Origin of the sequence: Geobacter sulfurreducens PCA (assembly GCF_000007985.2) — a bacterium.
Taxonomy (GTDB): Bacteria; Desulfobacterota; Desulfuromonadia; order Geobacterales; family Geobacteraceae; genus Geobacter; species Geobacter sulfurreducens.
Map to the genome: position 1 here is coordinate 1,734,876 of NC_002939.5, position 26,833 is coordinate 1,761,708.

Below are 26,833 nucleotides of genomic sequence, written 5' to 3' on the forward strand. Positions count from 1 at the left end.
GCGCAGGCGCAGTGTGTGGTTCACCCTCCGGTGACCGTGTGGATTGACTTTTCCAAGCCGTCAACGAGGAAGTCGATTTCCTCGGCAGTGATGGCAAGGGGCGGAAAAATAACGATGACATTGCCGAGGGGCCGCAAAAAGACGCCGTGCGTGCGTGCTTCCAGGCAGACGCGGACCCCCACTCGCTCTTCCCAGTCGAACGGTTCTTTTGTTGCCCGGTCCCGCACCAATTCCACGGCGGCGATCATGCCGCACTGCCGTACATCTCCCACGTGTTCAAGCTCAATCAGTCCCTTAAGTTTTTCTTGTAACAACTTGATCTTGTTTGGTAGTTTGCCGAGAAGCCGGTCGCTCTCGAACAGGTCGAGGCTTGCCAGGGCCACGGCGCAGCCGAGGGGGTTTCCCGTGAAGGTGTGACCGTGGAAAAAGGTCTTCATCTCCCGGTATTCGCCCAGGAACGCATCATAGACCTGCTGGGTCGCCAGGGTGGCGGCCAGGGGCATGTAGCCTGCGGTAATCCCCTTGGAGAGTGCCATGATGTCGGGAGTGATCCCTTCGCGCCCACAGGCGAACATGGCACCGGTGCGGCCGAAGCCCACAGCGACTTCGTCGGCGATCATCAGGATGTCGTGTCGATCGCAGAGCTCCCGCACCCCCTTTAAAAACCCTTCGGGCTGAACGATCATTCCACCCGCGCCCTGAACCAGCGGCTCGATGACGAGACCCGCCACCTCGCCGGCATGGCTTTCCATGATCCGCTCCAGTTCCGTCAGGCATTCCATGCCGCAGGCGGCAGGGGTGTCCCGGCCCATGGGGCAGCGGTAGCAGTAGGGCGCCGGCGCCTGGATAGTCGGGAAGAGCAGTGGGCGGAATACGCCGTGGAACAGATCGATGCCTCCAACGCTCACGGCACCCAGGGTGTCGCCGTGATAGGCGCTCGTGAAGGAGATGAACCGGGATTTTTCCGGTTTGCCCTCATGGCGCCAGAACTGGAATGCCATCTTCACGCCGACTTCCACGGCAGTGGAGCCGTTATCAGAGTAAAAGACCTTGCACAGTCCGGGCGGAGCGATCTCAGCGAGGCGTTTAGCCAGAACAACCGCCCTGTCGTTGGTGAGCCCCAGGAGCGTCGAATGCTCCAGGCGGTCCACCTGGGCCTTGAGCGCCTCGTTAATCTCCCGGCGGCAGTGCCCGTGCACATTGGTCCAGATAGCGGCCACGCCGTCCAGGTAGCGTTTTCCTTCCGAATCGATGATCCAGGAGCCTTCCCCTTCAACGATCACCACTGGTTCGCTTTCCTCCCACTCCTTCATCTGGGTGAAGGGGTGCCAGATGTGGCGACGGTCCCAGTCTCTCAGGGTCTGAGTATCATAGTCAGGCACAGCCAATCTCCCTTACCAGTATCCTGGTGGTTGGTTCGGTTGCCAGGCGCGCCGCGAGCTGTTCCACCATGGCACGTCCTTCAGCTCCCTCGATGCGGGGAAAGACGCCGAGCAGCGGTGCGCCGGAGAGCGAGTCGATCAGGTGCGGCGCGTATTCTTCGGCCATGTCCGGCGACTCGGGATAGCTGTTGACGATGACGCCGCGCACATCCAGTCCGAGCTGGCGCGCGGCATAACAGGTGAGAACCGTGTGGTTGATGGTTCCCAGATTCGGACGGGCCACCACGAGAAGCGACAGTTTAAGGAGGCTCATCAGATCCGCCACCAGCATGCCGCCCGACAGGGGGACCATGAGCCCTCCGGCACCTTCGACGATGACGAAGTCATGCCGCTGCCGCAGTGTTTCATAGGCATCCTTCAGGTGATTGAAATCGATCTTGACCCCTTCGCGGCTGGCGGCCACGGACGGAGCGATCGGGGTGCGAAGGCGGTAGGGGGCGCAGGCTTCATCAAGGGGAACCCCGGCGGCCCAGGTGAGCAATTCGGCATCTTCGGAAATCAGGGTGCCGTCGCGTTCAATGCAGCCGCTGGTGACCGGCTTCATCACGCCCACATTTACGCCCCGGTCTCGCAGCAGGCGGGCGATGGTCGCCGCTACGATTGTTTTGCCCACTCCGGTATCAGTTCCGGTAATGAAAATTCCTTTCTCAGCCATTGCATTGCCTCACAGTAAGCCCCAGGTCGGCCAGCATCTGCCAGTCCTGCTCGGGCGGACGACCGGTGGTGGTAAGATAGTTGCCGATCATGGTGCCGCTGGCCCCGGCAAAAAACATCCACGACTGCAGGTCCCTCAGGTTGCGCTCACGGCCTCCGCAAACGGCGATTTTCCGGTCCGGAAGGATGAGACGGTACACGGCGATGGTCTTGAGGCATTCGAGCGGGGTAATTCGGTCCGCACCGGCCAGAGGCGTCCCTTCGATGGGATTCAGGAAGTTGAGAGGGATCGAATCCACGTCGAGTTCACGCAGGGTGAGGGCCATTTCGACCCGTTGTTCCGGGGTTTCTCCCAGACCGAAAATGCCGCCGCAGCATACCTTCAGTCCTGCACGCTTCGCGACTCGTACTGTTTCCACATCCTCTTCGTAATCATGGGTGGTGCAGACGTTCGGGAAGAAGCTGCGGGCTGTTTCAAGATTGTGATGATAGGTTACGGCTCCGGCCTCGCGAAGCGCCAGGGCGGTTTCGTAGTCGATGACACCGAGGGAGCAGGACGGCTCTATGGCCGTCTCCCGGCGGATGCGCCGCAGGGCCCGGCAGATTCGGTCCAGCTCTTCGCCGCGCGAGATGGCAGAGCCGCTGGTTACGATGCCGAAGCAATGGGATCCGGCCCCCGCTGCTTCTCTGGCGCAGGCGGTGATCTGTTCTTCGTCGACGAGAGGATACACGGGCGCGTTGGTGGCGTGGTGAGCCGATTGGGCGCAAAACGCGCAGTTTTCCGGGCAGCGGCCCGATTTGGCGTTAATGATGGAGCACAGGTCCACGCCGGTACCGAGGAAATGATCGCGGACGCGACTGGCCGCCAGGAAGAGGGCGTTGGCATCGGTGCCTTCCAGCAGGAGTAGCTCGTTGGCTTCATCTTTGTCGAGAGTGCTTCCTTTGATGATGCGATTTGCTAGTGATTCAGGGTAGTTGATCATTGTGTGTGGTTCCTCCGCATCCTTGGATTACCACAGGCGGTTGGCCATTGTCAACTTGTGTGTAGTGATAGGTTGACAATGGCCAACAGAATATGGGTTGATGTCGATTTGGTACATCAAAATAATTACTTGCATTTCCGTTCAACGCATGTTAAACATTTGTTTCAAGTAAATCGTTCACTAGAAAGTGGGCTCAGCAGCTCACTTTTTTTATTTTGAGGTTTTTGATTCATGCAGAAGGATGATGTTGCCGGTCGGATAACGGCGGTCGCCGAGCAGGTGCTTACCCCTCAAGGGCTGGAACTTGTGGAGGTAGAGTACAAGCGCGAAGGACGGCAGATGGTTCTGCGTCTCTTTGTCGACAAGCCGGGTGGAATAAGTCTTGACGACTGCGCCGCGGTCAGTCGCGAGTTGTCCGAAATTCTCGATGTCGAAGATTTTATTCGTGAGAATTACACGCTGGAGGTTTCATCGCCCGGCCTCAACCGTCCCCTGAAGAAAGAGGCGGATTATGAGCGCTATGCCGGGCGCCTTGTCAAGGTGCGCACATTCGAGCTCCTGGCGGATGAAGAGGGGAACCGGCGCAAGACGTTCCTGGGTGATCTTGTCGGACTCTCCGACGGGGTCGTCACCCTTACGCTTCGGGAAGGGCAGCTGGCCCGCATCCCTCTGGATAAGATAGCTAAAGCTAACCTGGAATTCGAGTTTTAGAAAGATCAGCTCAAGGAGATTGGACGTGGAAACGACCTTCAACCTCAAGCACATTATTGACCAGATCGTCAAGGAGAAGGGGATTGACCGGCACATCGTCGTGGAAGCCCTGGAGCAGGCGGTACTCACCGCTGCGAACAAGAAGTTCCGCAATACTCGTGATCTTGAGGCCCACTATAACCCGGAAGTTGGCGAAGTTGAGCTCTTTGAGTTCGTTACCGTGGTCGACGAGGTTCAGGATTCCTACAAGGAAATCGACATGGAAGAGGCCCGGGAGATCGACCCTGACGTGGAAGTGGGCGATTCTCTCGGTATGAAGCTGGATGCAAGCGGTTTTACCCGTATCGCCGCCCAGACCGCCAAGCAGGTCATCATCCAGAAGGTGCGCGAGGCGGAGCGGGAAACTATTTTCAACGAGTTCAAGGACCGGATCGGCGAACTGGTGACCGGCGTTGTGCGCCGCTTTGAAAAAGGTGATCTGGTAATCGATCTCGGGCGCGCCGAAGCGGTGCTTTCCCATAAGGAGCAGGCGCCGCGCGAGGTGTATCGCCAGGGTGACCGCGTTAAGACTCTGATCACCGACATCCGGATGACCCCAAAGGGGCCCCAGATCGTTCTGTCGCGTACCCATCCCGGCGTCCTTGCCAAGCTTTTCGAGGCGGAGGTTCCGGAGATCGCCGAAGGGATCGTGGAGATCAAGGCCGTTGTACGTGAGCCGGGCAGCCGGGCCAAGATCGCCGTCTACTCCCATGATTCCGATGTGGATCCCGTTGGGGCCTGCGTGGGTATGCGGGGTAGCCGCGTGCAGAATGTGGTGTCCGAGCTGAGGGGTGAAAAGATCGATATCATCCCCTGGTCCGATGACGCGGCACGCTTTGCGTGCAATGCGCTGCAACCGGCCGTGGTGTCGAAGGTGTACATTGACGACGAGAACCGCTCCATGGAGATAATCGTCGCCGACGACCAACTGTCGCTGGCTATCGGTAAAAAAGGGCAGAACGTGCGGCTTGCCGCAAAGCTTACCGGCTGGCGCATCGACATCAAGAGCGAAACCACTGCTGCCGAGGCGGAACTGCTCCAGTATTCCTCCTATGATGGGGCCACCGAAGAGGTTGCTGAAGAGGCCGCCCAAGCCGTTGAGACCGAAGGCGAAGCGGTTGCAGAGGAGCAGGTGGAAGCATAGGTCATGGGAAAGGACGAACCGCGCAGATCCTGTATCGGTTGTCGTCAGGAGAGGGGCAAGGGCGAACTGCTCCGCTTCGTTCTTGATCCCGAAGGAAGGGTAGTTCCCGATATTGTTGCCAAGCTTCCCGGGCGCGGTGCGTATACGTGCCCCGATCCCGCCTGTGTGCGGGCCGCTATAGCTCGGAAGCAGTTTGCGCGAGCTTTCAAGGGGGAGGGCAGCGTTGCCCCTGTAGATGCGCTGATCGCCGAGATACGGTTACGTCTCGAGGAGCGGATAGCCTCTTATGTGGCCCTGGCCAACAAGGCGGGCAAGGTCGTGTCGGGCAGCGATACGGTGATGGAGCGCCTTCGGCGCGGCGACCGGCTTGGCCTCGTGATTCTCACGGAAGATATTTCCGCTGATATCGGCGAAAAGGTGACTCACCTGGCCGAGCGATATCAGATACCCTGTTATCATCTCTTGGACAAGGATCGGGTCGGCGCTCTTCTCGGCAAAGGATTGCGAAGTGTCGTCGCAATCGGGGAGAGCGGCTTTGTCCCGTCCATTCTGAAAGAATTAGAACGCTACGGTAATTTCCTTGATGGGGGTGCGGTTGATGAGCAAAACCCACGTGTATGAGCTGGCAAAGAAGATGGGTATTGAAAATAAGGAGCTCCTTACCCGACTCAAGAGCCTTGGCATTGAGGTGAAAAACCACCTGTCGGTGCTGGAGGAAGACGAGATTTTGAAGGTAACCGCGCCGCCTGCCGCTCCCCCGAAGAGTGGCCCCCAGGAAGAAGTCAGGGTGACGACAACCGTTATCCGCCGTCGCCGTGTGGCAGAGGCCGCTCCCGCAGAAACGCCGGTCGAGGCCGTTGCACCTCCGGTTGAAAGTGCGCCTGCTCCGTTGGAAGTCGAGGCAGTCGAAGAGGCCGTCGTTCAGGCGCCGCCCGTAGTCGAGCCCCCCGTGGCGCGAGAGTCCGAGGCCGCACCTGCGGAAGAACCGGTCGCCGCTGCCGTCAAACCTGCATCCGAGCCCCCGGTTGTGCAAAAGGCTCCGGTTGCGCCTGCCGCACCTCCGGTTGATGACAAGCCGACGGCCAACAAGGCACGGATTCTTGGCCGGGTCGAGCTCCCCGGCATCACGACCCCCGCACCCAAGCCTGCGGACAGACGTGAAGCAACAGCTCCCAAGAAACGGATCGAAGAGCGCATCATGACTCCCTCTCCGACCGATCGGCCGGCGCCGGCGGGCGACGACCGCCGCAAAGCGGGAACTCCTCCCCCGCCGCCCCGCAAGGGCAAGGAGTTCGTTGCTCCGGCCGAGCCTGAAAGGGGAGCCAAAAAACCCGGCGGAGGCGGTGCGGGCAAGAAAAAAGAAGCGTTCAAGAAGACTGAACTTCTCGAAAAGCGCGAACGGATTTTTGAGCCCGGGCCAAAGACGGGTAAAGGCAAGAAGCGCGAGAGGGATATGGTTTCTCTCGGCAGAAAGACCGAGATTACGGTGCCCAAGGCAATCAAGCGGATCATCAAGATCTCCGAATCGATTACCGTGGGCGAACTGGCCAAGCGGATGGGGGTTAAGGCGACCGATCTTATCCGCGTCCTCATGAAAATGGGGATGATGGTCACCATAAACCATCCCCTTGACGTGGACACCGCCACCCTTGTTGCGTCCGAATTCGGGTACGAAATCGAGAACGTTGCAATCGATGTGGACGAAATGCTCGAATCGGTGCCCGATGCGCCCGAGAGCCTCACGAAGCGGCCGCCGGTGGTCACTATCATGGGACACGTCGATCACGGCAAGACGTCGCTTCTGGATGCAATTCGTGAAGCCAACGTCATCGCCGGCGAAGCCGGCGGCATCACCCAGCACATCGGTGCCTACGACGTGGAGTTGAATGGCCGGAAGATCACCTTCCTCGATACGCCGGGCCACGAGGCATTTACTGCCATGCGCGCCCGCGGTGCCAAGGTCACTGACATCGTCATCCTCGTGGTGGCCGCCGATGACGGCGTGATGCCCCAGACCCGCGAGGCGGTGAACCACTCCAAGGCCGCCGGTGTTCCCATCATCGTTGCCATCAACAAGATCGACAAGCCCGAGGCAAAGCCCGAACGGGTGAAACAGGAGCTCATGGAATTCGGTCTGGTTTCCGAGGAGTGGGGTGGGGAGACCATCTTTGTCGAGGTTTCGGCGAAGAAGAGGATCAATCTCCCGGAACTGCTCGAAATGGTACTTCTCCAAGCCGACGTGATGGACTTGAAGGCCAATCCGGACAAAGACGCTCGCGGCACCATCGTGGAGGCTAAGCTCGACCGCGGCCGCGGCCCTGTTGCCACGGTGCTCGTTCAGGAAGGAACGCTTAAGATCGGTGATTACTTCGTGGCCGGCGTCAACTCGGGAAGAGTCCGTGCCATGCAGAACGATCGGGGCGATAAGGTCAACGAAGCCGGCCCCTCCATGCCGGTGGAAGTTATCGGCTTCACCGGGGTCCCTGATGCGGGCGACGTGTTTATCAGTCTTGTCGACGAGAAGCGTGCCAAGGAAATCGCCTCCCATCGTCAGCAGAAGCTTCGTGAAACCGAACTTGCCAAGCACAGCAAAATGTCGCTGGAGCAGCTCTACGACAAGATCCAGAAGGGCGAGGTCAAGGATCTCAATGCCATCGTCAAGGCCGACGTTCAGGGGTCCGTGGAGGCTGTTTCGGAGTCATTGCGCAAGCTCTCCACCGACGCCGTGCGGCTGAACGTCATCCATTCCTCGGTCGGCGCCATTACCGAAACCGACGTGAACCTGGCCTCGGCGTCCAACGCCATCATCCTCGGCTTCAACGTCCGGCCCGAGCCGAAGGCATCCGCCCATGCCGAGAAGGAAGGGGTCGATATCCGTCTCTATAACATCATCTACGATGCTGTGGAGGACATCAAAAAGGCCATGGAGGGACTCCTCGAGCCAACCTTGCGCGAGAAGTATCTGGGACGGGCAGAGGTCCGGGAAGTTTTCTCTGTGCCCAAGGTCGGCAACGTGGCGGGTTGCTACATCCAGGACGGCAAGATGATCCGCAACGCCCAAGTGCGGCTGCTGCGGGACAATGTGGTCATCTACGAAGGCAAGATGTCCAGTCTGCGCCGCTTCAAGGACGATGTCAAAGAGGTGGCCACCGGCTACGAGTGCGGTATCGGCCTTGAGAACTACAACGACATCAAGGTTGGTGACGTCATCGAGGATTTCGAGATCGAGAAGATCGCCACCACCCTGTAGAAAGGGAACAAGTATGCGCACGACGGTTCCGTAGTCCGTTGACCGCCGTGCGCTCCGGGCCGTGCCTATGTTCAACCGTTCTGAAAAAGTAGCCGAGGCGATCCATGAGCTCGTGTCGGGGCTTATCGTCAAGGGGATGAAGGATCCGCGCATCGGGTTCATCACCATTACCGGCGTAAAAGTTACCGATGACATACGCCAGGCGACCATCTATTACACGGTCATGGGTGATGACGAAGCCAGGGTCTCGACGGCGCGCGGGCTTGCAAGTGCAACCGGCTTCCTGCGCCGGGAGATCGGAAAGCAGCTCAGGCTCAAATTCGCACCGGAGCTTCACTTCAAATACGACCAGTCAATTGAGTACGGCAACCGGATCGATCAACTGCTGAAAGAAATCGAGACTGAGAAAGGTTCCGATGATTGAAAGCATTCTTCGTGAAATTCGGATTCACCGTAGTTTTTTGATCACCACTCACGAGAATCCTGACGGCGATGCGGTCGGGTCGTCCCTTGCCCTTGCAGGTTACCTCAAACGCTTGGGCAAGGATGTTACCGTACATTTCTGTGATCCCGTGCCCGAGTTGTACCGTTTTCTCCCCTTGGCCGACAGTGTCCGACAGGATCTGCCGGATCAGGATTTCGACGTGTGCTTTGTTCTCGATGTGGGGGAATTTCGCCGAGCCGGCAAACTGGTGAACGAGTGCCGCCGCATCGGCATGTTCATCAATATTGACCACCACCTCACCTGTGACCGTTTCGGTACCATCAATTACATAGATTCCGCAGCCGCAGCCAGCGGGGTACTGGTCTACCGCCTTATCAAGGCCGCCGGTCACGACATCGACTACGATACGGCCCTGGCACTCTATACTTCCATAATCACCGATACCGGTTCTTTCCGCTACTCGAACGCAAATCCCGAAGCCTTCGCCATTGCGGGTGAGTTGGTCGCCACGGGCATCAATACGTGGTCCATTGCCGAGAAACTCTATGAAAGCCAGCCGCGCCAGCGTCTGGAGCTTCTTGCGCTGGCCCTTTCGACGCTTTCTTTCTCCGCCAACGGGGATTGCGCCTCAATCACCGTGACCCTTGACATGTACGAGAAGGTTGGCGCCTGTGCCGAACTGACCGACGGTTTCGTCAACTACCCCCGTTCCATCAGGGGGGTGGAAGTCGCGGTTTTCTTCCGCGAGATCCAGCCCCATCTGTTCAAGGTCGGATTCCGTTCCAAGGGCAAGATCGATGTGTCGAGCCTTGCCGCAGCCTTTGGCGGCGGCGGGCACCACAATGCGGCCGGTTGTACCCTGACCGGTGATTTGGCCGAAGTCAGAAAGCAGGTTTTCGACCATCTGGAGACTGCTCTCTGATTTTCATGGACGGCTTTATCGTCATCGACAAACCGATCGGTCTCACCTCCCATGATGTGGTTGCGAGAGTCAGGCAAACCCTTCGGCAGAAGAAGGCCGGTCACACCGGCACGCTTGATCCATTCGCCACCGGCGTTCTACCGGTTGCTGTCGGCGAGGGGACAAAAGCGATTCCCTATCTGGATGAATCAACCAAAGTATACCGTGCCACGCTGATCCTTGGCGCTGCCACTGATACCCAGGACCACACCGGTCAGGTTGTTCATGCCGGCGACTGGCGGCACCTGGAGCCTCAGTCAGTTCGTGATGTCGTTTCCTCGTTCACGGGCAAACTCAGCCAGCTGCCCCCCATGTTTTCGGCCCTCAAGCGTGATGGCGTCCCCCTTTACAAACTCGCCCGCACTGGCAGGGAAGTCGAGCGCGAACGCCGTGAGATAGAGGTTTTCTCATTGGTTGTCGACTCGATTGATCTGCCGTTGGTGACGTTTACCCTGTCCTGCTCGCGCGGGACCTATGTCCGGACACTGGCCCACGACATGGGTGAGCGTCTTGGCTGCGGTGCTCACCTGACGGAGTTGCGCCGGTTGAGCAGCGGCCCCTTCAATCTGGACCGGGCTATATCCCTTGAACGGCTTAAAGAGCTGGCAGAAGCCGGCAACCTTGCCGATGTCCTTGTGTCGCCATCCGACGCCCTGGGTCATCTTCATGCATTGCCGCTCACCGCCCAGGGAGCTGAACGTGTCAGGCGCGGCATGCCCCCTTGCCGTGAGGATGTTGAGCATGGGGCGGGTACGGGAATACCGGCGGGGACACGTCTGCGTTTGCTGAGAGACGGAATTGTTGTTGCTGTGGCGGATTCTCTTGCCGGTCTTTGGTCCAGTGATACCAAAAACCTAAGACTTTTAAGGGTGTTTAACTAGGTTTTCCCCTTTACACGGCGCACCCTTTGTGGTACAAACACACTTTGCTGATCGTTCTGGCGCAGCAGTGCGCCGCCATGCATCACATACTCATAATCCCTTAGTAAAGGAGGTGTAGCAAACGTGCTGGTGACTGACAAAAAGAAAGAGATTATCACAACCCACAAGCTTCACGACAGTGATACGGGCTCTCCCGAGGTGCAGATCGCGCTTCTTACCGAGCGGATCATCTATCTTACCGAGCACTTCAAGGTGCACAAGAAGGATCACCACAGCCGCCGCGGACTTCTGAAGATCGTCGGCCAGAGAAGAAGGCTCCTCGATTACCTCAAGAAGAAAGACGTCGAGAGGTATCGGTCGATCATCGAGAAGCTCGGCATTCGTCGCTAAGATGAGGCAGTATACTCCGCGCCGGGGTATATTGCCTCTCCTTTTTCTGCCCTTTATCTTCACTGTCGTGCCATGCGATCGTCGTCGCTTCCAGGCAGAACAGTGCGGATAATGTGGTGCTAGCGTTTTTTGGAGATGGGCCTGATGGCCCATTTATTTTGTCTGTTGGGGGCGTGGATGGAACGACTGATTGCATTCTCAGTCGCTCCATCGACGGCCCCAACGCACCTATTTTCACAGGCTGGGAGGCCAATGAACATGATGGAACACACTATGACTGAACACAAGGTTAACGTAGAATTCGGTGGGCGGACCATAACGATCGCAACGGGCAAGTGGGCCAAGCAGGCTAGTGGCGCCGTGGTGGTTAGTTGCGGGGACACCGTGGTTCTCGTGACTGCCGTAGCAACCAAATCGGCCCGGGAAGGACAGGACTTTTTCCCTCTGACGGTGAATTATCAGGAGAAAGCGTATGCCGGCGGCAAGATTCCCGGCGGCTTCTTCAAGCGCGAAGGGCGTCCCTCCGACAACGAGACTCTCACGTCCCGCTTTATCGATCGTCCGATCCGTCCGCTTTTCCCTGAGAGTTTTCTGAACGATACCCAGATTATGGCAACTGTCGTCTCGGCGGACCAGGATAATGATCCCGGCATCCTTGCCATGATCGGCGCATCTGCCGCCCTTGAGGTCTCCGATATTCCGTTCCTCGGCCCCATCGCCGGCGTCAAGGTTGGGCGCGTGGACGGCCAGTTTGTATGCAATCCCACGGTAGAGCAACTGGAGAAAAGCGATCTTGAAATCGTTGTTGCGGCGAGCCGCGATGCGGTCATCATGGTAGAGGGGGGGGCTGCAGAGGCGTCCGAAAAGGATGTCCTGGAAGCTATTTTCTTCGGTCACGCCGCTGTTCAGCCGATTATCGAGGCCCAAACCGATCTCCGGAAGCTGGCTGGCGTTCCCAAGCGCGAGGTTGCGGCCACGTCTGTTGATGAGGCCCTGAAGACTCGGGTGAAGGATCTTGCCTATGCCGGGATCAAGGAGGCCGTCCGGATCGTCGCCAAGCAGGAGCGTCACAACCGCATCGGCGAGATCACCGCGCAAACCCTTGAAACACTTCTGCCCGAGTATGAAGGACGTGAGTCGGAGATTAAGGGGTTCCTCGGCGACTTCGAGTATGAACTCGTCCGTGAGCATATCATCAAGGACGGCTACCGCATTGACGGTCGGGACACCACAACTATCCGTCCTATCAGCATTGAGGTCAGCATGTTGCCGCGTGCCCACGGCTCCGCTCTCTTCACTCGTGGTGAAACCCAGGCGCTCGTGGCATCGACTCTCGGGACTTCCATTGACGAGCAGCGGATTGATTCACTGTACGGCGAGACCCGCAAGCGCTTCCTCCTTCACTACAACTTCCCGCCGTTCTCGGTCGGGGAAACGAGCTTCCGTCTCGCTCCGGGCCGGCGCGAAATCGGCCACGGCATGCTGGCCGAAAGAGCTCTTGAGCGCGTCGTGCCCAAGCACGAGGATTTTCCGTACACCATCAGAATTGTCTCCGATATCCTCGAGAGCAACGGTTCCTCCTCCATGGCAACCGTGTGCGGCGGCGCACTGGCGATGATGGATGCAGGCGTGCCGATCAAGGCTCCGGTGGCCGGTATCGCCATGGGCCTCATCAAGGAAGGGGAGGGCATCGCCATCCTTTCCGACATTCTCGGTGATGAGGATCATCTTGGCGATATGGATTTCAAGGTGGCCGGCACCGAAGCAGGGGTAACCGCCATCCAGATGGACATCAAGATCACCGGTGTCACCCGCGAGATCATGGAGAAAGCCTTGCTGCAGGCCCGTGACGGCAGACTCCATATCCTGGGCAAGATGAATCAGGCCATTGCCGCTCCGCGGACTGATCTCTCACCCTATGCTCCCCGCATCACCACCATCTGGGTCAAGACCGACAAGATCCGCGACGTCATCGGGTCAGGAGGAAAGAATATCCGCGGCATCACCGAGGCGACCGGCGTATCCATCGATATCGAGGACAGCGGCCGCATCAATATTGCCAGCACCAGCAAAGAAGCCTGCGACAAGGCTATCAAGATGATCCGCGACCTCACGGCCGAGGCCGAAGAGGGTAAGCTCTACATGGGCACCGTCAAAAAAGTCATGGATTTTGGCGCATTCGTGGAGATATTCCCCGGCACCGACGGACTTGTCCATATATCCGAACTGGATACCGAGCGTGTGAAGAACGTGACCGACGTTCTCAATGAGGGTGACAAGGTGCTGGTGAAGTGTATCGGCATAGACAAGCAGGGCAAGATAAAGCTGTCGCGGAAAGAGGCGCTCGGCGCCGTACTGCCCGAATAGGGCCGGCGCTGGTATAATCCTCCAACCGGGGTATAGTTTTATCTATGGTCAATAAAACAATCCTCGACAATGGCGTGCGGATCATCTCTGAGTACATGCCCCACGTCCATTCTGTCTCCATTGGTATCTGGGTGGCCAACGGCTCCCGCCATGAACGGCGGGAGCACAATGGCGTCGCTCACTTTGTCGAGCACCTGATGTTCAAGGGAACTGAACGGCGCAACGCCCTCGATATCGCACGCGAAATCGATTCGGTAGGCGGCGTGCTTAATGCATTCACGAGCCGCGAGTACGTCTGTTATTACGCCAAGGTCCTCGACAAATTCCTTCCCAAAACCATTGATCTTCTTGCCGACATCTTTCTCAATTCAATCTTTGACTCCGAAGAGATTGAGAAGGAGCGGAAGGTGGTTCTCCAGGAAATCAACATGCTGGAGGATACACCGGATGATTACGTCCACGATCTGTTCCACCGAAGCTTCTGGCGGGGGCATCCCCTCGGCATGTCGATTCTCGGCAGCGTAGAGAGCATCGAAGGACTTTCCCGGGAAGCGATCATTACTCACCTGAAAGAGAAATACCGCTCCGACGACATTATCATTGCCGTGGCCGGCAACGTACGCCACGACGAACTCCTGAGCCTGGTGGATGGTCTTTTCGGGCGGGTGCCCGAGGGCTCTGGCCGGGATATCTGCCATCTGCCTGCCTACGAAAAACAGGTCGAAGTGGTGGAGAAGGATTTGGAGCAGGTTCACATCTGTCTCGGCACCAAGGCCTTCCCTCAGAATCATCCTCGACGATTCGAAGTCTACCTGGTCAATACGCTCCTCGGCGGCAGCATGAGCTCCCGGTTGTTCCAGGAGATCCGTGAACGGCTGGGGCTTGCCTATTCGGTCTATTCGTACGTGGTTTCCCACACTGATGCAGGCTCACTGGTTGTCTATGTCGGAACAAGTCCGGAAAAACTCGATGACGTGCTCGATATTACTGTTGCAGAGCTGAAGCGTCTGAAGACGGAACTTGTACCGCTCCCCGAGTTGGAGTCGGCCAAGGAACAGATAAAAGGCAGCATTTATCTTTCGTTGGAAAGCTCTGACAACAGAATGACCAAACTCGCGAAAAACGAAATTTATTTTGGACGTTACATCCCCATCCATGAGTTGGCGGATGGATTCGACTCCGTGACGAGTCGAGGAATTCTCGAACTTGCCGGCGAGATTTTCGACGAGCGCTATCTGACCCTCGCCCTCATGGGCAAGATTGACAGTGCTGCGTTTGATGTTTCGCGGCTTGCGCTCTAGGCGGCCGGTACATGCAGCCTTGTCTGGTAAAGATTCGTCGAATACGGTCCGGTTCGGACCTCCCTCTTCCCCGCTATATGACTCCTCACGCCGCTGGTATGGACCTGTGTGCCGATGTGGATGCGGATCTGGTGCTTGAACCGGGAGAACGGGCGCTTGTTCCCACCGGCATTGCCATAGCCCTGCCCGATGGTTTTGAGGCGCAGATCAGGCCACGAAGCGGTCTTGCCCTCAAGCACGGAATTGCCCTCGTCAACTCGCCGGGCACCATTGATCCCGACTATCGGGGCGAGATCGGCGTAATCATTGTTAATCACGGTGCAGACGCCTTTGTCGTAAGGCGAGGTGAACGGATCGCCCAGATGGTATTTGCGCCCTTTGTGCGGGCTGAACTTCTGGATGTGGATGAACTGGATGAGACCGCCCGGGGTGACGGGGGCTTCGGTCACACCGGGCGGTAATCCTGGAAAATAGAGTGTACTGCTGTCTCTGACGGAGATATGTCATGCTTCTCTCCATTAATCCCGACAATCCGCAGGCACGACTTATCTCCCACGTGGCTGAGGTTCTTGGTCGTGGCGGGGTCATCGCGTACCCGACCGACACGACCTATGGGATCGGTTGCAGCATCTTCAGTAAGAAGGGGATCGAACGAATTTATCTTCTCAAGCAAAGGGAGAAGAAGAAGCCCTTTTCCTTTATCTGTTCGGAACTCTCAGAGGTTGCTCGTTACGCCAAGGTCAGTAATTACGCCTACAAAATCCTGAAGCGGTATTTGCCGGGACCCTACACTTTTGTAATCGATGCAACAAGCGTAGTCCCTGATCTGCTGGTGACCAAGCAGAAGACGGTCGGTATTCGAATCCCTGACAACCGGATATGTATTGCGCTCGTCAAGGAGTTGGGGCACCCGATCGTCACCACCAGCGCAAATCTCTCGGGAGAAGAACCCATCGGCGATCCGCTGGAAGTCGAGCGAACACTGGGAAAGCAGCTCGATCTCGTCGTGGACGGCGGGAATCTCACCGCCGACGTCAGTTCGGTTGTGAGTCTGATCGGTGATTATCCCCAGGTGTTGCGCCGCGGGATCGGCGATGTGAGCTGGTGCGGCGAATAGCATGAGGAAGCGAACGCTACGAATGGGGATTTACGCTCTTTCGTTGGCAGTGGCCCTCGTTACGGTGGCTACGTTTTTTCACGAGCAGATAGCAGGGGTGCTCGGTCTTTCTCCTCCCGCCGCCAGTTTTTTTGTTTCACTTGGCTTTTGGGGGGGAGGCATATCGGGCGGTTGCGGAGTTGTGCTTGCCGTTGCCGGCCTGTTCCTTCGGTCGGGCCCGGACCGCCAGCATCCCTGCCGCCTCGCTCCGAGCCTCATTATTCTCTGTGCGTTTACCTTTATCTTTATCCTGTTGCTGGTGGCGCATTTTCGCGGGACAGAGTACCCACCGCCGCTCCGACCGGGTGAAACAATCACCATTTGAGAGATTCCACCTTTCACGGGATGTGATAGGCTGAAATTGCTTGCAATAATGGGTGGAATCGGATAGAACTAGCTGAATCAACCGCCTGAAAGGGCGGTTTTCCTTTTGCCTCATTTTTCTTGACAATCGGAACCCGTTCCTTATACTGAGTGGCTTCTGTCGCCACCATGAACAGCAGGTCACGGTGAAAATCAGAGTCGATGATATAAAAGATCAACCGAGGCTTCTCCGCTCCGAGGAGCCGCTCGAAACGCTCCCGGGGCTTACAGCCGTTCAGGAATCGGGGGATTGTGAGTTTCTTTCACCGGTTACGGTGGAGTTGACGGTCGCCAGGGAGTATGACCACATCAGGGTCAAAGGGAACCTGAGCGCCCGAATTCGACTGAATTGCTCCCGTTGTCTCGGTGATTTCGAAACCGACCTCGCTTCCGTTTTCACGATCTTTTTTCGCAAGGAAGACCGCGTCGCGCTTGACGAGGAAGAGGTCGAGCTGGCTGAAGAAGATCTGATTTCGGTTACCTATCAGGGGGATGAGATTGATTTCGCTCCGGAGATTGCCGAGCAGGTGATCATGGAGCTGCCACTCAAACCCCTATGTCACGAGTCCTGCCGGGGGCTTTGCCCCGTGTGCGGAGTTGATCTGAATGAGCAAGAGTGCACGTGTGCCGGTTCATCATTCAGTTTGAAATTCAGTGCACTCAAGGATTTTAAGTTCGACAAGTAGAACCACAAAAGGAGATATTCCATGGCTGTACCCAAGAAAAAGACATCCAAGTCCCGTAAAAACATGAGAAGGGCCCACGATTTCCTTACCGCTCCGGCAGCTTCCGTTTGTCCCCAGTGCAAGAGCCCCAAGCTTCCCCACCGCGCCTGCGCTTCCTGCGGCACCTATAAGGGGAGAGAAGTGGTCAAGACCGAAGAGATCTAACCCGCCTGCGTGCGCAGATCTGATTCATTCTTGTCTGGGAGTACCATGAGAGTTGCTGTTGATGCGATGGGTGGCGACAATGCCCCTGCCGTCGAGGTTGAAGGCGCTGTCGTAGCTGCACGTGAATTCGGCATACCCATCACCCTGGTCGGTGATACGGAAAAGCTTCGTCTTGAGCTTGCCAAGCACAATGTTCAGGGTCTTGATATAGCCATTCACCACGCAAGCGAGGTCGTCGGCATGCACGATGCTGCATCCGACGCTGTACGGCGCAAGAAGGATTCCTCTATCCGCGTCGCCTTTGATCTTGTGAAGAGCGGCGAGGCGGAGGCCGTGGTGAGTGCCGGCAATTCTGGCGCCACCATGGCAGCAGGGATGTTTGTCCTAAAGCGGCTCAAGGGGATTGACCGTCCTGCCATTGCCCAGATATTTCCCACCCTGCGCGGTAAGACCCTCGTTCTTGACGTCGGGGGTAACGTTGACTGCAAGCCGATTCATCTCGTGCAGTTCGCCATCATGGGCGAAGTGTACGCCCGCCACGTAATAGGCGTGGAGCAGCCCCGCATCGGACTCCTTTCCAATGGTGAAGAGGACAGCAAGGGGAATGAGCTCACTCGCGAAACCAATGCTATCCTGAAAAACATCTCTTTTGATTATGAAGGCTACGTAGAAGGTCGCGACATCTTCAACGGCATGGTCGATGTGGTCGTCTGCGACGGTTTCGTTGGTAACGTCGTGCTTAAACTTTCAGAAGGGCTTGCTGAAACGGTCGGGAAAATGCTGCGTGAGGAAATTGCGAGCAGTTTGCTGTCCAAACTCGGCTATCTGTTTGTCCGTAAGGCATTCAAGAACTTCAAGAAGAAGGTCGATTACGCCGAATATGGCGGTGCACCTCTTATCGGCATTAACGGCGTCGCCATGATCTGCCACGGCGGGTCGAACGTCAAAGCTATCAAGAACGCGATCCATTTCGCCCACGAATACGTGCGCAAGGGGGTCAACCAACGGCTTGCCGAGAAGATGGAAACCGAGTTCACGGCTTACATGCAGCAGTTTGATGCTGTGAAGGAAGCTGTCGCAGGTTAGAAAGGTCACGGGATGATGAGAGCAAGGATCGTCGGGACCGGTTCGGCCGTCCCTTCCAAGGTGCTTACCAATTTCGATCTGGAGAAGATGGTCGATACCTCCGACGAGTGGGTAACCACGCGCACCGGAATCAAAGAGCGCCGCATTGCCGTTGATGGGGAATATACTTCTACCTTTGCGACACTGGCAGCGGAACGGGCCCTCGAAATGGCCGGCGTCAAGGCTTCGGATCTCGATCTGTTGATTGTCGCAACTATTACGCCTGATTTTCCGTTTCCCGCCACCGCATGTGTGGTCCAGAGCAATCTCAAGGCAACGAAGGCGGCTGCCTATGATATCTCGGCAGCTTGCTCAGGCTTTATCTACGCCCTTGCTCAAGCATCTAATGCAATCAGATCGGGATCCGCCCGGAAGGCTCTGGTCATTGGTGCGGAAGTTCTGTCGCGGATTATCGACTGGACAGACCGCAACACCTGCCTTCTTTTCGGCGACGGCGCCGGCGCGGTGGTTCTGGAGGCATGCGATGACGGCCATGGGGTCCTGTCCACCCACCTTCACAGTGACGGCTCGTACTGGGAACTGCTCTATCAACCCGGTTGCGGCAACAGAAATCCCGCCGTCCAGAAGACTCTTGACGACCGTCGTATCTATCTCATGATGCAGGGGAATGAGGTTTTCAAACTCGCCGTGAGGGCCATGGAGGATGCCGCCCTTGAAGCCCTTGATGCAAACGGGCTCACGCCTGCAGACATTTCGTTGTTCATCCCCCATCAGGCCAATCGCCGCATCATTGATGCCATCGGCAAACGCCTCGGCTTGCCGGGCGAAAAGGTCTACGTCAATCTCGACCGGTTCGGCAATACCTCGGCGGCATCCATTCCGCTGGCACTGGACGAAGCTAACCGCTCGGGCCGGATCAAGCCCAACGATGTAGTGGTATTCGATGCCTTCGGCGGCGGGCTTACCTGGGGATCGGCACTGGTGCGCTGGTAACGGACCAAGCAAGGAGCTATCAATGAGCAAGCGAGCTTTCATATTCCCCGGCCAAGGGTCCCAGTATGCCGGAATGGGCAAGGATCTGGCCGATACCTTTCCGGTTGCCCGTCAGGTCTTCGAGGAAGCTGATGATGCCCTCGGCAGCTCCCTTTCCCGACTCTGCTTTGAAGGTCCCGAAGAGCAGTTGAAGCTCACCGCCAATACTCAGCCCGCCATCCTGACCACAAGTGTTGCCGCATTCAGGGTGCTTCAGGCTGAAACGGGACTCACCGCAGACTTCCTGGCAGGACACTCTCTCGGCGAGTACTCGGCGCTTGTGGCTGCCGGAGCACTTGGCTTTGCGGATGCTGTCCGGACGGTTCGAGCCCGCGGCACCTTCATGCAGGAGGCTGTGCCGGTTGGAGAGGGGGCAATGGCCGCGATGCTCGGAATCGAACCGGCTGTCCTTGCCGAAATATGCGCCGAAGCGGCCCAGGGTGAGGTCGTTTCTCCCGCAAACTTCAATTCGCCCGGCCAGATCGTCATTGCCGGAAACACCGGTGCGGTCAACCGTGCCATCGAGATTGCCAAGGCAAAGGGGTTCCGCAAGGCGATGCTCCTGCCGGTGAGCGCTCCCTTCCATTCGAGCCTCATGGTGCCTGCCGGTGAACGGCTTGCCGAGGTTCTGGCAGCGGTTGCGGTCGGCGATCTGGTCGCTCCCGTGGTGACCAACGTGGAGGCAACGCCCAACTCCGACAAGGGAAGGGTAAAAGAACTCCTGGTCAGACAGGTAAGCGCTCCGGTGCTCTGGGATGCCTCGGTGAGGGAAATGGTTTCGCTCGGCGTCACCCGGTTTGTGGAGATCGGGCCGGGCAAAGTTCTGTCGGGGCTGGTCAAGCGGATCGAGAAGGAAGCGGGTACCGCCAACGTCGAGGATACGGCCGGTATCAGGGGCCTCGCCTAAGGAGACGGGAATGAGTCTTGCTGGAAAAATCGCAGTGGTTACAGGAGCTTCTCGTGGCATCGGCAGGGAGATCGCCCTCCGGCTCGCCCGTGAGGGCGCTGATGTTGCAGTGACCGCTACAACCCTCGACAGTGCCCGGAAAACCGCGGACGAGATAGAGCAGATCGGCCGGAGAGCCCTCGCGCTGGCTGTGGACGTGGCGGATGCGGCGGCTGTGGAAGCGCTGTTCGCCTCGGTGGTAGAAGCTTTTGGCAAGGTTGATATTCTTGTCAACAATGCCGGCATTACCCGGGACGGCCTGTTGCTGCGGATGAAAGATGCCGATTGGGACGCCGTACTCGATGTGAACCTCAAGGGCGCCTTCAATTGCACGCGTGAAGCTGCAAAACTCATGACCAAGGCCCGGAGCGGCCGCATCGTCAACATTGGCTCTGTGGTGGGCGAGATGGGAAATGCGGGACAGGTCAACTATTGCGCCAGCAAGGCGGGGATGATAGGTATGACCAAGGCTGTCGCCCGGGAACTGGCCAAGCGCGGGATTACCGTCAATGCCGTCACCCCTGGTTTTATCGAAACAGATATGACGGCGGTTCTTTCCGAAAAGGTGCGTGAGTCGCTCATGCAGCAGATTCCGCTGGAGCGGTTCGGTTCCCCCGAGGATATTGCCAACGCGGTCCACTTCCTCGTGTCCGACATGGGGAGTTATATTACCGGCCACGTCCTGTCCGTTAACGGCGGGATGTACATGTAGAAAAATATCTTTTGAAATTTAGGCGTTTCGTGGTATGTAGCTAGAAACATTACCCGAAGACTCAAACCAAACGGAGGTGAACAAGCATGTCGTCAATAGAAAAAAGAGTCAAAGAGATCGTAGCCGAACAACTCGGCGTCGATGAGGCGCAGGTTACGAACGATGCCTCCTTTATGGATGATCTGGGGGCCGACTCTCTTGACACTGTCGAGCTGGTGATGGCTCTCGAGGAAGAGTTTGATATCGAGATTTCCGACGAGGACGCCGAGAAAATCCAAAACGTTCAGGATGCCATCGATTACATCACCGAGCACACCTAGCACACAGGAGGGGAAGGAGAGCCTTCCCCTTTTTCACAGCACGCGGCCTTCGGGCCGCGTCCGCGTGCATCCGTATGCGAGCTTCAGCGGCTTCATGGCGGATGCGTTCAGATTCACGACCATCGGGAGCACATATCTATGAGAAGAGTAGTGGTGACGGGAGTCGGCGCCGTATCTCCGCTCGGAGTCGGCAACGCCGCCAACTGGGACGCGCTCGTTTCAGGCACGTCGGGCATTGGGCACATAACCCGCTTTGACGCCTCCGACCTGCCGGTGAGGATCGCCGGTGAGGTTAAGGGCTTTGATCCCGAGCAGTACATCGACAAGAAAGAGGTCAAGAAGATGGACCTCTTCATCCAGTACGCCATGGCAGCTGCCCATTACGCCATGGAAGATTCCGGCCTCCAGATCACCGAGGAGAACGCGGAGCGTACGGGTGTCCTGGTCGGCGCGGGACTGGGCGGTTTGCCGACCATCGAAAAGTATCATGCCGCCATGCTCGAAGGCGGGCACAAGAAAATTTCCCCCTTCTTCATTCCGATGCTGATCATCAATCTGGCACCCGGCCACATTTCAATCAAGTATGGGGCCAAGGGACCCAATCTGTCGTCGGTATCCGCCTGCGCCACCGGTACACATTCCATCGGTGATGCGTACCATATGATCAAGCGCGGCGATGCGGACGCCATGATTGCTGGTGGTACCGAGTCCACGGTGACTCCCCTCGGAATTGGCGGTTTTGCGGTCATGAAGGCTCTCTCCACGCGTAACGACGATCCGACCGCTGCGTCGCGTCCCTTTGAAAAGAATCGCGATGGTTTCGTTCTCGCTGAGGGTGCGGGTATCGTCGTTCTTGAGGAGTATGAGGCTGCCAAGAAACGCGGGGCCAAAATTTATGCCGAGATCGTCGGCTATGGTCTCACGGGCGACGCCTACCATCTCACCGCTCCGGCACCGGAGGGAGAAGGTGCAGCGCGGTGTATGAAAATGGCTCTCAACAACGCCGGGGTCCGTCCGGAGGAAGTGGACTACATCAACGCTCATGGCACGTCCACGCCCTTCAATGACTACTACGAGACCCTTGCCGTCAAGAGCGTGTTCGGTGACTACGCGAAAAAGGTTATGGTGTCCTCCACCAAGTCCATGACCGGGCACCTGCTCGGCGCAGCCGGCGGTGTTGAAGCTGTCTTTACCCTCATGGCCATGGACAAGGGTGTGATTCCGCCGACCATCAACTATCAGGAGCAGGACCCCGAGTGCGATCTTGATTATGTTCCCAATGCCGCCCGGGAGAAGTCGATCACGTACGCCCTCAGCAATAACTTCGGTTTTGGGGGCACGAACGCGACGCTGCTCTTTAAGAAAGTATAGGGGGCACGCAGTGATAGTCGTCGGTAGCGATCACGGTGGTCTGGAACTGAAGGAAGCGGTTAAGCGGCTCCTTGCCGAGCGGGGGGAAACCTTCGAAGACTGCGGAACCGATAACGGCAACTCGGTTGATTACCCGGACTTCGGCATCAAGGTGGCCCGCAGGGTATCCAATGGCGAGGCAGGGAAGGGGATTCTCCTCTGCGGCACCGGCATCGGCATGTCGATCGTTGCCAACAAGTTTCCCCGGGTGCGTGCGGCCCTTGCCACCGACGCCTTCATGGCACGCATGGCCAAGGAACATAATAACGCAAACATCCTGGTCCTCGGGGGCCGGGTACTCGAGGAGGCCGTGGCCCGGGAGATGGTCATCGCATGGCTCGACGGTGTGTACGAAGGCGGCCGTCATCAGGGTCGGCTCGACAAGATTGCGGCCCTGGAGCGGGAACTGATGAAGTAGACATCGTGCCTGATCGGCGGTTACATGAAGTTTGATACGGGACTGGATACGGTCCCGTTTTCCTTTTTCCCACTTTTACAAGGAGACCTGACATGTCGATTCTCGAAACCTTTGACCCGCAGGTAGCTGAGGCGATCCGCCATGAAACCGAACGGCAGGAGTACAACCTGGAGTTGATCGCTTCCGAAAACTTTGTTTCCGAGGCGGTACTGGAAGCCCAGGGCTCGGTGATGACCAATAAGTATGCCGAGGGATACCCCGGTAAGCGCTACTATGGTGGATGCCACCATGTGGACGTGGTGGAAAATCTCGCTATTGAGCGGGCCAAGGAGCTTTTCGGTGCCGATCATGCCAACGTCCAGCCCCATTCGGGCTCCCAGGCAAATATGGCGGTCTATTTTTCGGTGCTCAAGCCCGGCGACACCATTCTTGGGATGAATCTGTCCCACGGCGGCCACCTGACCCACGGCAGCCCCGTGAACTTCTCCGGCCGTTTCTTCAACGTGGTTCCCTACGGCGTGTCCCAGGAGACCGAAACGATCGACTTCAATGAGGTGGAGCGTCTTGCCCTTGAGCATAAGCCGAAGATGATAGTTGTGGGGGCAAGCGCCTATCCCCGAACCATCGATTTTGCCGCCTTCCGCATCATTGCCGATAAGGTCGGCGCGGTTATCATGGTTGATATGGCTCACATTGCGGGCCTGGTTGCGGCCGGTCTCCATCCGAGCCCTGTTCCCTACGCTGAATTCGTGACCACCACTACCCATAAGACCCTCAGAGGTCCCCGCGGCGGGATGATCCTGTGCCGTGAGGAGTACGCCAAGACGCTCAATTCCAACATCTTCCCCGGTATCCAGGGGGGGCCGCTCATGCATGTCATCGCGGCCAAGGCCGTTGCCCTCAAGGAGGCCCTCCAGCCCGAGTTCAAAGCGTATCAGGCCCAGATCGTGAAAAATGCCAAGGCCCTTGCCGACGAGCTGGTAAAGCGCGGGTTCCGGCTTGTGTCCGGCGGCACCGATAACCATCTGATGCTGGTTAACCTAACCGGCACCGAACTGACCGGCAAGGTGGCGGAAGAGTCTCTGGATAAGGCCGGCATCACGGTGAACAAGAACACGGTGCCTTTCGAGACCCGTTCACCCTTTGTCACCTCCGGTTTCCGGATCGGCACTCCCGCAGCCACTACCCACGGTCTCAAGGAAGCTGAAATGGCCGACGTGGCGGGCTTTATCGCAGAGGCCCTGGCCAACGTGGACAATGATGCCAAACTCGCCGAGATTAAGGGGAGGGTCAATGTGCTTATGAAACGCTTCCCCCTCTATGCTCACCGTCTTTCATAAGAGTATTGATCCGATTCGTCTGAAAAGGGATCCGTACGGCATCCCCCCTTTTTCTTTGCTATGATTCTATGGTTGTGCAGTCGAATGGGGCGCGGACCCTCCGCGAACGGGAGGTCAACAATGGCAAGAATTCTGACCGGCGTTGCACTGATGGCGCTTCTTATTTCGGCTGGTATCGTCCAGGCCCTTGAAACCCGTGTCGATGTGCGGGTGAGGACCAAGGACGCAAAGTTTCTCGGAACGAGCATGGGAGGCGCTCTGGTAAGTATTCGCAATACCGACACCGGCGAGTTGCTCTCCACGGGTGTTACGGCGGGAACCACTGGCAATACCGCTACCATTATGGTCAACCCGCATGTGAGGGGGGGCGTGTTGTCGGACGCACAATCCGCTCTGTTCAGAGCGGTCTTGGATATCGATGTGCCCACCCGAATTGAAGTGCGAGCGGCAGGCCCATTGAGCCAGAGGCAGGCGATGGGAGAGGCTTCGGTGACCCAGTGGCTGATTCCCGGCAAGCACGTAACCGCTGGCGACGGTCTTGTCTTGGAACTTCCGGGGTTTGCCGTGGATGTACTCGCACCGCCGACCAATCATGCCGTTACCCTTGAGGATGGATTAGCCACCGTGACCGTGCGAGCCAGCGTTATGATGATGTGTGGCTGTCCGGTTGCGCCAGGAGGGCTCTGGAATGCTGACGGCTACGAGATCCGTGCCATGGTAAGGCTGGACGGTTCAGCCCCGGAAGAGGTGCCGCTTCATTTTGCCGGGGAGTCGAGCCAGTTTATGGGAGAACTTGCGGTCAGAAAGCCGGGAGTATACGAGGTAACGGTCTATGCATTTGATCCTGCCACCGGCAACACCGGGCTAGACCGGACGACCTTCATCGCCCAATAGGTTCGGTTCGGGACGCTCCGGACGCATTTGCGCTTGACGCACGTCCATTTTTTTGAACAAATGCACAGATCCTGTTCAACCGTTGACGGGGGTTCCGCGTTACGATGATTATGATCAACAGAGCCCCCGTCCACCTGCGAGGATCTCTCATAGTACCATTCAACGGCCTGCTGAGGAGGAATGATTGATGAAACGGATGACGACAGCCCTGCTTCTGGTAATGGCTCCGCTCACTGTCCACGCCGCTGACGGCGGCGTTCGGCTGAGCCTCAAGGAGGCAATCCAGTCGGCAGTGCAGAAAAACCTGGATGTGCGGGCAGAACTGTACAACCCGGCCATGGCGGAGGCTGATATCCGCAAAAGCCTCGGTATTTATGATACGCAACTCACTATTTCAACCGATTTCCAGTATGCCGTCACTGAGCCGGTCAGCTCGTTCCTTTCAGGAACCAATACCAGCCGGACCCGGACGCTGACTCTGAATCCCGGCGTGAACCAGTTGACGCCCCTTGGCGGGACAGTGGGGCTCACGTTCAATAATGCCTACAACTACACCAATTCCACCCGAAGCCTGAGCGAATACTGGAACTCGGATCTGACGCTGAGCCTTTCCCAGCCGTTGTTGAAAAATTTCGGCAAGGAACCCACCGAACTCGGCATCATGGTGGCGCGGACGGCTAAGGATGGTTCCCTGGAGCGATTCCGGACCCTGCTCCTGGACACGGTAGCCCGGGTCAGGACCGAGTACAACCGGCTTTACAGTCTGCGCGAGGATCTTGAGGTCAAGAAGACGTCCCTGGAACTGGCCCGTAAAATACTCACCGATACCCAGGCCCGGGTAAAAGCGGGCGTTCTGCCGGCCATGGAGATTCTCAATGCCGAGTTCGGCGTGGCAAGCCGGGAAAAGGATCTCATCGATGCGGAAAAGGCGGTACGGGATCAGAATGATGTGCTCCATGTGCTGCTCCAGCTACCCGGCAAAGAAGAGATCATTCCGGTCGATATCCCGACCCGCGACCAATATCAGGCCGAGGAGGATGCACTTATCCGCAAGGCGCTGGATTTGCGGCCTGAACTGCGAGAGCAGAAGGCGAGCCTCAGGACGAGTGAACTGGAGACGCGCGTGGCCCGGAACCGGACCCTCCCGGATCTGAATCTTACTGCTAGTGCCGCCGTGACGGGCTTAGACCGTCACTACAACCGCAATCTGGAAAAAGTCGGCTCGGCCGATTACCCGGTTTGGGGCGTTGGGCTCGTATTCCAGTACCCCCTGGGGAACAATGCTGCCGAGAACGAGTATCGCCGCAGTAAATTGAAAGTGGAGCAGGGACGCACCCAGATCAGGAGCCTTGAGGCCAATGTGGGAAATGAGGTCAAGACGGCCATCAGGGGCGTTGATTCGGGCTACAAGCAGCTTGACGTGACCGACCGCGGCCGCGCCTTTGCCGAGGAGCGGCTCCGCTCTTTCATCAAGAGGAGTGAGGTGGGGCTTGCCACCATTAAGGACGTGCTTGAGGTCGAGAGCGAACTGGCCACGGCAAAGAGCAACCAGATAAAGGCCTTGACGGGGTATGGCGATGCCGTTACCCAGTTGCTGCGGGCCACGGGAGAGCTTCTGGATCGGGAGGGAATTACCGTGACGGAAAAGGAGGGGGATTCCCTTTACGAGCAAAGTGCGCGAGACTGACACGTCCGGAC

General features: G+C 57.6%; 28 protein-coding genes. 24 read left to right on the plus strand and 4 right to left on the minus strand.

The window, feature by feature from the left end; translation table 11 throughout:
* Positions 1-20 precede the first annotated feature (20 nt).
* Genes bioA through bioB form a run of 3 tightly spaced genes read right to left on the minus strand, consistent with a single transcriptional unit; the run spans position 21 to position 3,079 of the window.
* Positions 21-1,382 carry an adenosylmethionine--8-amino-7-oxononanoate transaminase gene (bioA, locus tag GS_RS07890; protein WP_010942227.1) on the minus strand — a complete coding sequence of 454 codons (1,362 nt, stop codon included), beginning with the start codon at positions 1,380-1,382 and terminating at the stop codon, positions 21-23.
* On the minus strand, positions 1,375-2,097 hold the full coding sequence (gene bioD / locus GS_RS07895; RefSeq protein WP_010942228.1) for a dethiobiotin synthase: 723 nt from the start codon (positions 2,095-2,097) through the stop codon (positions 1,375-1,377). The genes bioA and bioD overlap by 8 nt, the downstream gene beginning before the upstream one ends.
* Positions 2,090-3,079 (minus strand): biotin synthase BioB, encoded by a 990-nt coding sequence (gene bioB / locus GS_RS07900; protein ID WP_010942229.1) that lies wholly within the window; start codon positions 3,077-3,079, stop codon positions 2,090-2,092. The genes bioD and bioB overlap by 8 nt, the downstream gene beginning before the upstream one ends.
* Positions 3,080-3,310: 231 nt before the next feature.
* Between bioB and rimP the strand changes: the two genes are divergently transcribed.
* The 12 genes from rimP (at position 3,311) to GS_RS07960 (ending at position 15,685) form a co-directional block, all read left to right on the plus strand.
* The gene (rimP, locus tag GS_RS07905; protein ID WP_010942230.1) at positions 3,311-3,790 is read left to right on the plus strand and encodes a ribosome maturation factor RimP; all 480 of its coding nucleotides are present in this window, start codon (positions 3,311-3,313) and stop codon (positions 3,788-3,790) included.
* A gap of 25 nt (positions 3,791-3,815) precedes the next feature.
* Positions 3,816-4,973, plus strand: a complete 1,158-nt coding sequence (gene nusA, locus GS_RS07910; RefSeq protein WP_010942231.1) for a transcription termination factor NusA — start codon at positions 3,816-3,818, stop codon at positions 4,971-4,973.
* Positions 4,974-4,976: 3 nt separating this feature from the next.
* Positions 4,977-5,594 carry a DUF448 domain-containing protein gene (locus GS_RS07915; RefSeq protein WP_010942232.1) on the plus strand — a complete coding sequence of 206 codons (618 nt, stop codon included), beginning with the start codon at positions 4,977-4,979 and terminating at the stop codon, positions 5,592-5,594.
* Positions 5,572-8,223, plus strand: coding sequence for a translation initiation factor IF-2 (infB, locus tag GS_RS07920; protein ID WP_010942233.1), 2,652 nt, complete (start codon positions 5,572-5,574; stop codon positions 8,221-8,223). Before GS_RS07915 ends, infB begins: the two co-directional genes overlap by 23 nt.
* A gap of 67 nt (positions 8,224-8,290) precedes the next feature.
* Positions 8,291-8,647 carry a ribosome-binding factor A gene (locus GS_RS07925; RefSeq protein ID WP_010942234.1) on the plus strand — a complete coding sequence of 119 codons (357 nt, stop codon included), beginning with the start codon at positions 8,291-8,293 and terminating at the stop codon, positions 8,645-8,647.
* Entirely contained in the window at positions 8,640-9,590 is a 951-nt protein-coding gene (locus GS_RS07930) for a DHH family phosphoesterase (protein WP_010942235.1), read from the plus strand. The genes GS_RS07925 and GS_RS07930 overlap by 8 nt, the downstream gene beginning before the upstream one ends.
* A 5-nt stretch (positions 9,591-9,595) precedes the next feature.
* Positions 9,596-10,510: a tRNA pseudouridine(55) synthase TruB gene (gene truB, locus GS_RS07935; protein ID WP_010942236.1), complete on the plus strand. Its 915-nt coding sequence runs from the start codon at positions 9,596-9,598 to the stop codon at positions 10,508-10,510.
* A 123-nt stretch (positions 10,511-10,633) separates the two neighbouring features.
* Entirely contained in the window at positions 10,634-10,900 is a 267-nt protein-coding gene (gene rpsO / locus GS_RS07940) for a 30S ribosomal protein S15 (protein WP_010942237.1), read from the plus strand.
* Positions 10,901-11,173: 273 nt separating this feature from the next.
* Positions 11,174-13,267 carry a polyribonucleotide nucleotidyltransferase gene (gene pnp / locus GS_RS07945; protein WP_041914012.1) on the plus strand — a complete coding sequence of 698 codons (2,094 nt, stop codon included), beginning with the start codon at positions 11,174-11,176 and terminating at the stop codon, positions 13,265-13,267.
* Positions 13,268-13,311: 44 nt separating this feature from the next.
* Positions 13,312-14,568 carry a M16 family metallopeptidase gene (locus GS_RS07950; RefSeq protein ID WP_010942239.1) on the plus strand — a complete coding sequence of 419 codons (1,257 nt, stop codon included), beginning with the start codon at positions 13,312-13,314 and terminating at the stop codon, positions 14,566-14,568.
* 11 nt (positions 14,569-14,579) lie between these two features.
* The gene (dut, locus tag GS_RS07955; protein WP_010942240.1) at positions 14,580-15,029 is read left to right on the plus strand and encodes a dUTP diphosphatase; all 450 of its coding nucleotides are present in this window, start codon (positions 14,580-14,582) and stop codon (positions 15,027-15,029) included.
* A 44-nt stretch (positions 15,030-15,073) separates the two neighbouring features.
* Positions 15,074-15,685 (plus strand): L-threonylcarbamoyladenylate synthase, encoded by a 612-nt coding sequence (locus GS_RS07960; protein WP_010942241.1) that lies wholly within the window; start codon positions 15,074-15,076, stop codon positions 15,683-15,685.
* 377 nt (positions 15,686-16,062) lie between these two features.
* On the opposite strand, the gene GS_RS07970 is transcribed toward GS_RS07960, so the two are convergent.
* Entirely contained in the window at positions 16,063-16,266 is a 204-nt protein-coding gene (locus GS_RS07970; RefSeq protein WP_164930409.1) for a hypothetical protein, read from the minus strand.
* Positions 16,267-16,362: 96 nt separating this feature from the next.
* Here GS_RS07970 and GS_RS07975 point away from each other — a divergent pair, with 96 nt between their 5' ends.
* The 12 genes from GS_RS07975 (at position 16,363) to GS_RS08030 (ending at position 26,822) form a co-directional block, all read left to right on the plus strand.
* Positions 16,363-16,773 carry a DUF177 domain-containing protein gene (locus GS_RS07975; protein ID WP_235045009.1) on the plus strand — a complete coding sequence of 137 codons (411 nt, stop codon included), beginning with the start codon at positions 16,363-16,365 and terminating at the stop codon, positions 16,771-16,773.
* 21 nt (positions 16,774-16,794) lie between these two features.
* Positions 16,795-16,977, plus strand: a complete 183-nt coding sequence (gene rpmF / locus GS_RS07980) for a 50S ribosomal protein L32 (protein ID WP_010942244.1) — start codon at positions 16,795-16,797, stop codon at positions 16,975-16,977.
* A gap of 45 nt (positions 16,978-17,022) precedes the next feature.
* A complete protein-coding gene (plsX, locus tag GS_RS07985; protein WP_010942245.1) occupies positions 17,023-18,063 on the plus strand; it encodes a phosphate acyltransferase PlsX in 1,041 nt (346 codons plus the stop codon).
* Positions 18,064-18,075: 12 nt separating this feature from the next.
* On the plus strand, positions 18,076-19,056 hold the full coding sequence (locus GS_RS07990; protein WP_010942246.1) for a beta-ketoacyl-ACP synthase III: 981 nt from the start codon (positions 18,076-18,078) through the stop codon (positions 19,054-19,056).
* A 22-nt stretch (positions 19,057-19,078) separates the two neighbouring features.
* Positions 19,079-20,002, plus strand: coding sequence for an ACP S-malonyltransferase (gene fabD, locus GS_RS07995; RefSeq protein WP_010942247.1), 924 nt, complete (start codon positions 19,079-19,081; stop codon positions 20,000-20,002).
* 10 nt (positions 20,003-20,012) lie between these two features.
* Positions 20,013-20,753, plus strand: coding sequence for a 3-oxoacyl-[acyl-carrier-protein] reductase (gene fabG, locus GS_RS08000; protein ID WP_010942248.1), 741 nt, complete (start codon positions 20,013-20,015; stop codon positions 20,751-20,753).
* A gap of 86 nt (positions 20,754-20,839) precedes the next feature.
* A complete protein-coding gene (gene acpP, locus GS_RS08005; protein WP_010942249.1) occupies positions 20,840-21,073 on the plus strand; it encodes an acyl carrier protein in 234 nt (77 codons plus the stop codon).
* Positions 21,074-21,211: 138 nt separating this feature from the next.
* Positions 21,212-22,444, plus strand: coding sequence for a beta-ketoacyl-ACP synthase II (gene fabF / locus GS_RS08010; RefSeq protein WP_010942250.1), 1,233 nt, complete (start codon positions 21,212-21,214; stop codon positions 22,442-22,444).
* A gap of 10 nt (positions 22,445-22,454) precedes the next feature.
* Positions 22,455-22,901, plus strand: a complete 447-nt coding sequence (rpiB, locus tag GS_RS08015) for a ribose 5-phosphate isomerase B (RefSeq protein WP_010942251.1) — start codon at positions 22,455-22,457, stop codon at positions 22,899-22,901.
* A 92-nt stretch (positions 22,902-22,993) separates the two neighbouring features.
* Entirely contained in the window at positions 22,994-24,241 is a 1,248-nt protein-coding gene (gene glyA, locus GS_RS08020) for a serine hydroxymethyltransferase (RefSeq protein ID WP_010942252.1), read from the plus strand.
* Positions 24,242-24,361: 120 nt separating this feature from the next.
* Complete coding sequence (locus GS_RS08025; RefSeq protein WP_010942253.1) at positions 24,362-25,135, plus strand: hypothetical protein; 774 nt, start codon at positions 24,362-24,364, stop codon at positions 25,133-25,135.
* Positions 25,136-25,322: 187 nt separating this feature from the next.
* On the plus strand, positions 25,323-26,822 hold the full coding sequence (locus GS_RS08030; RefSeq protein ID WP_010942254.1) for a TolC family protein: 1,500 nt from the start codon (positions 25,323-25,325) through the stop codon (positions 26,820-26,822).
* The last annotated feature ends 11 nt before the right edge of the window (positions 26,823-26,833 follow it).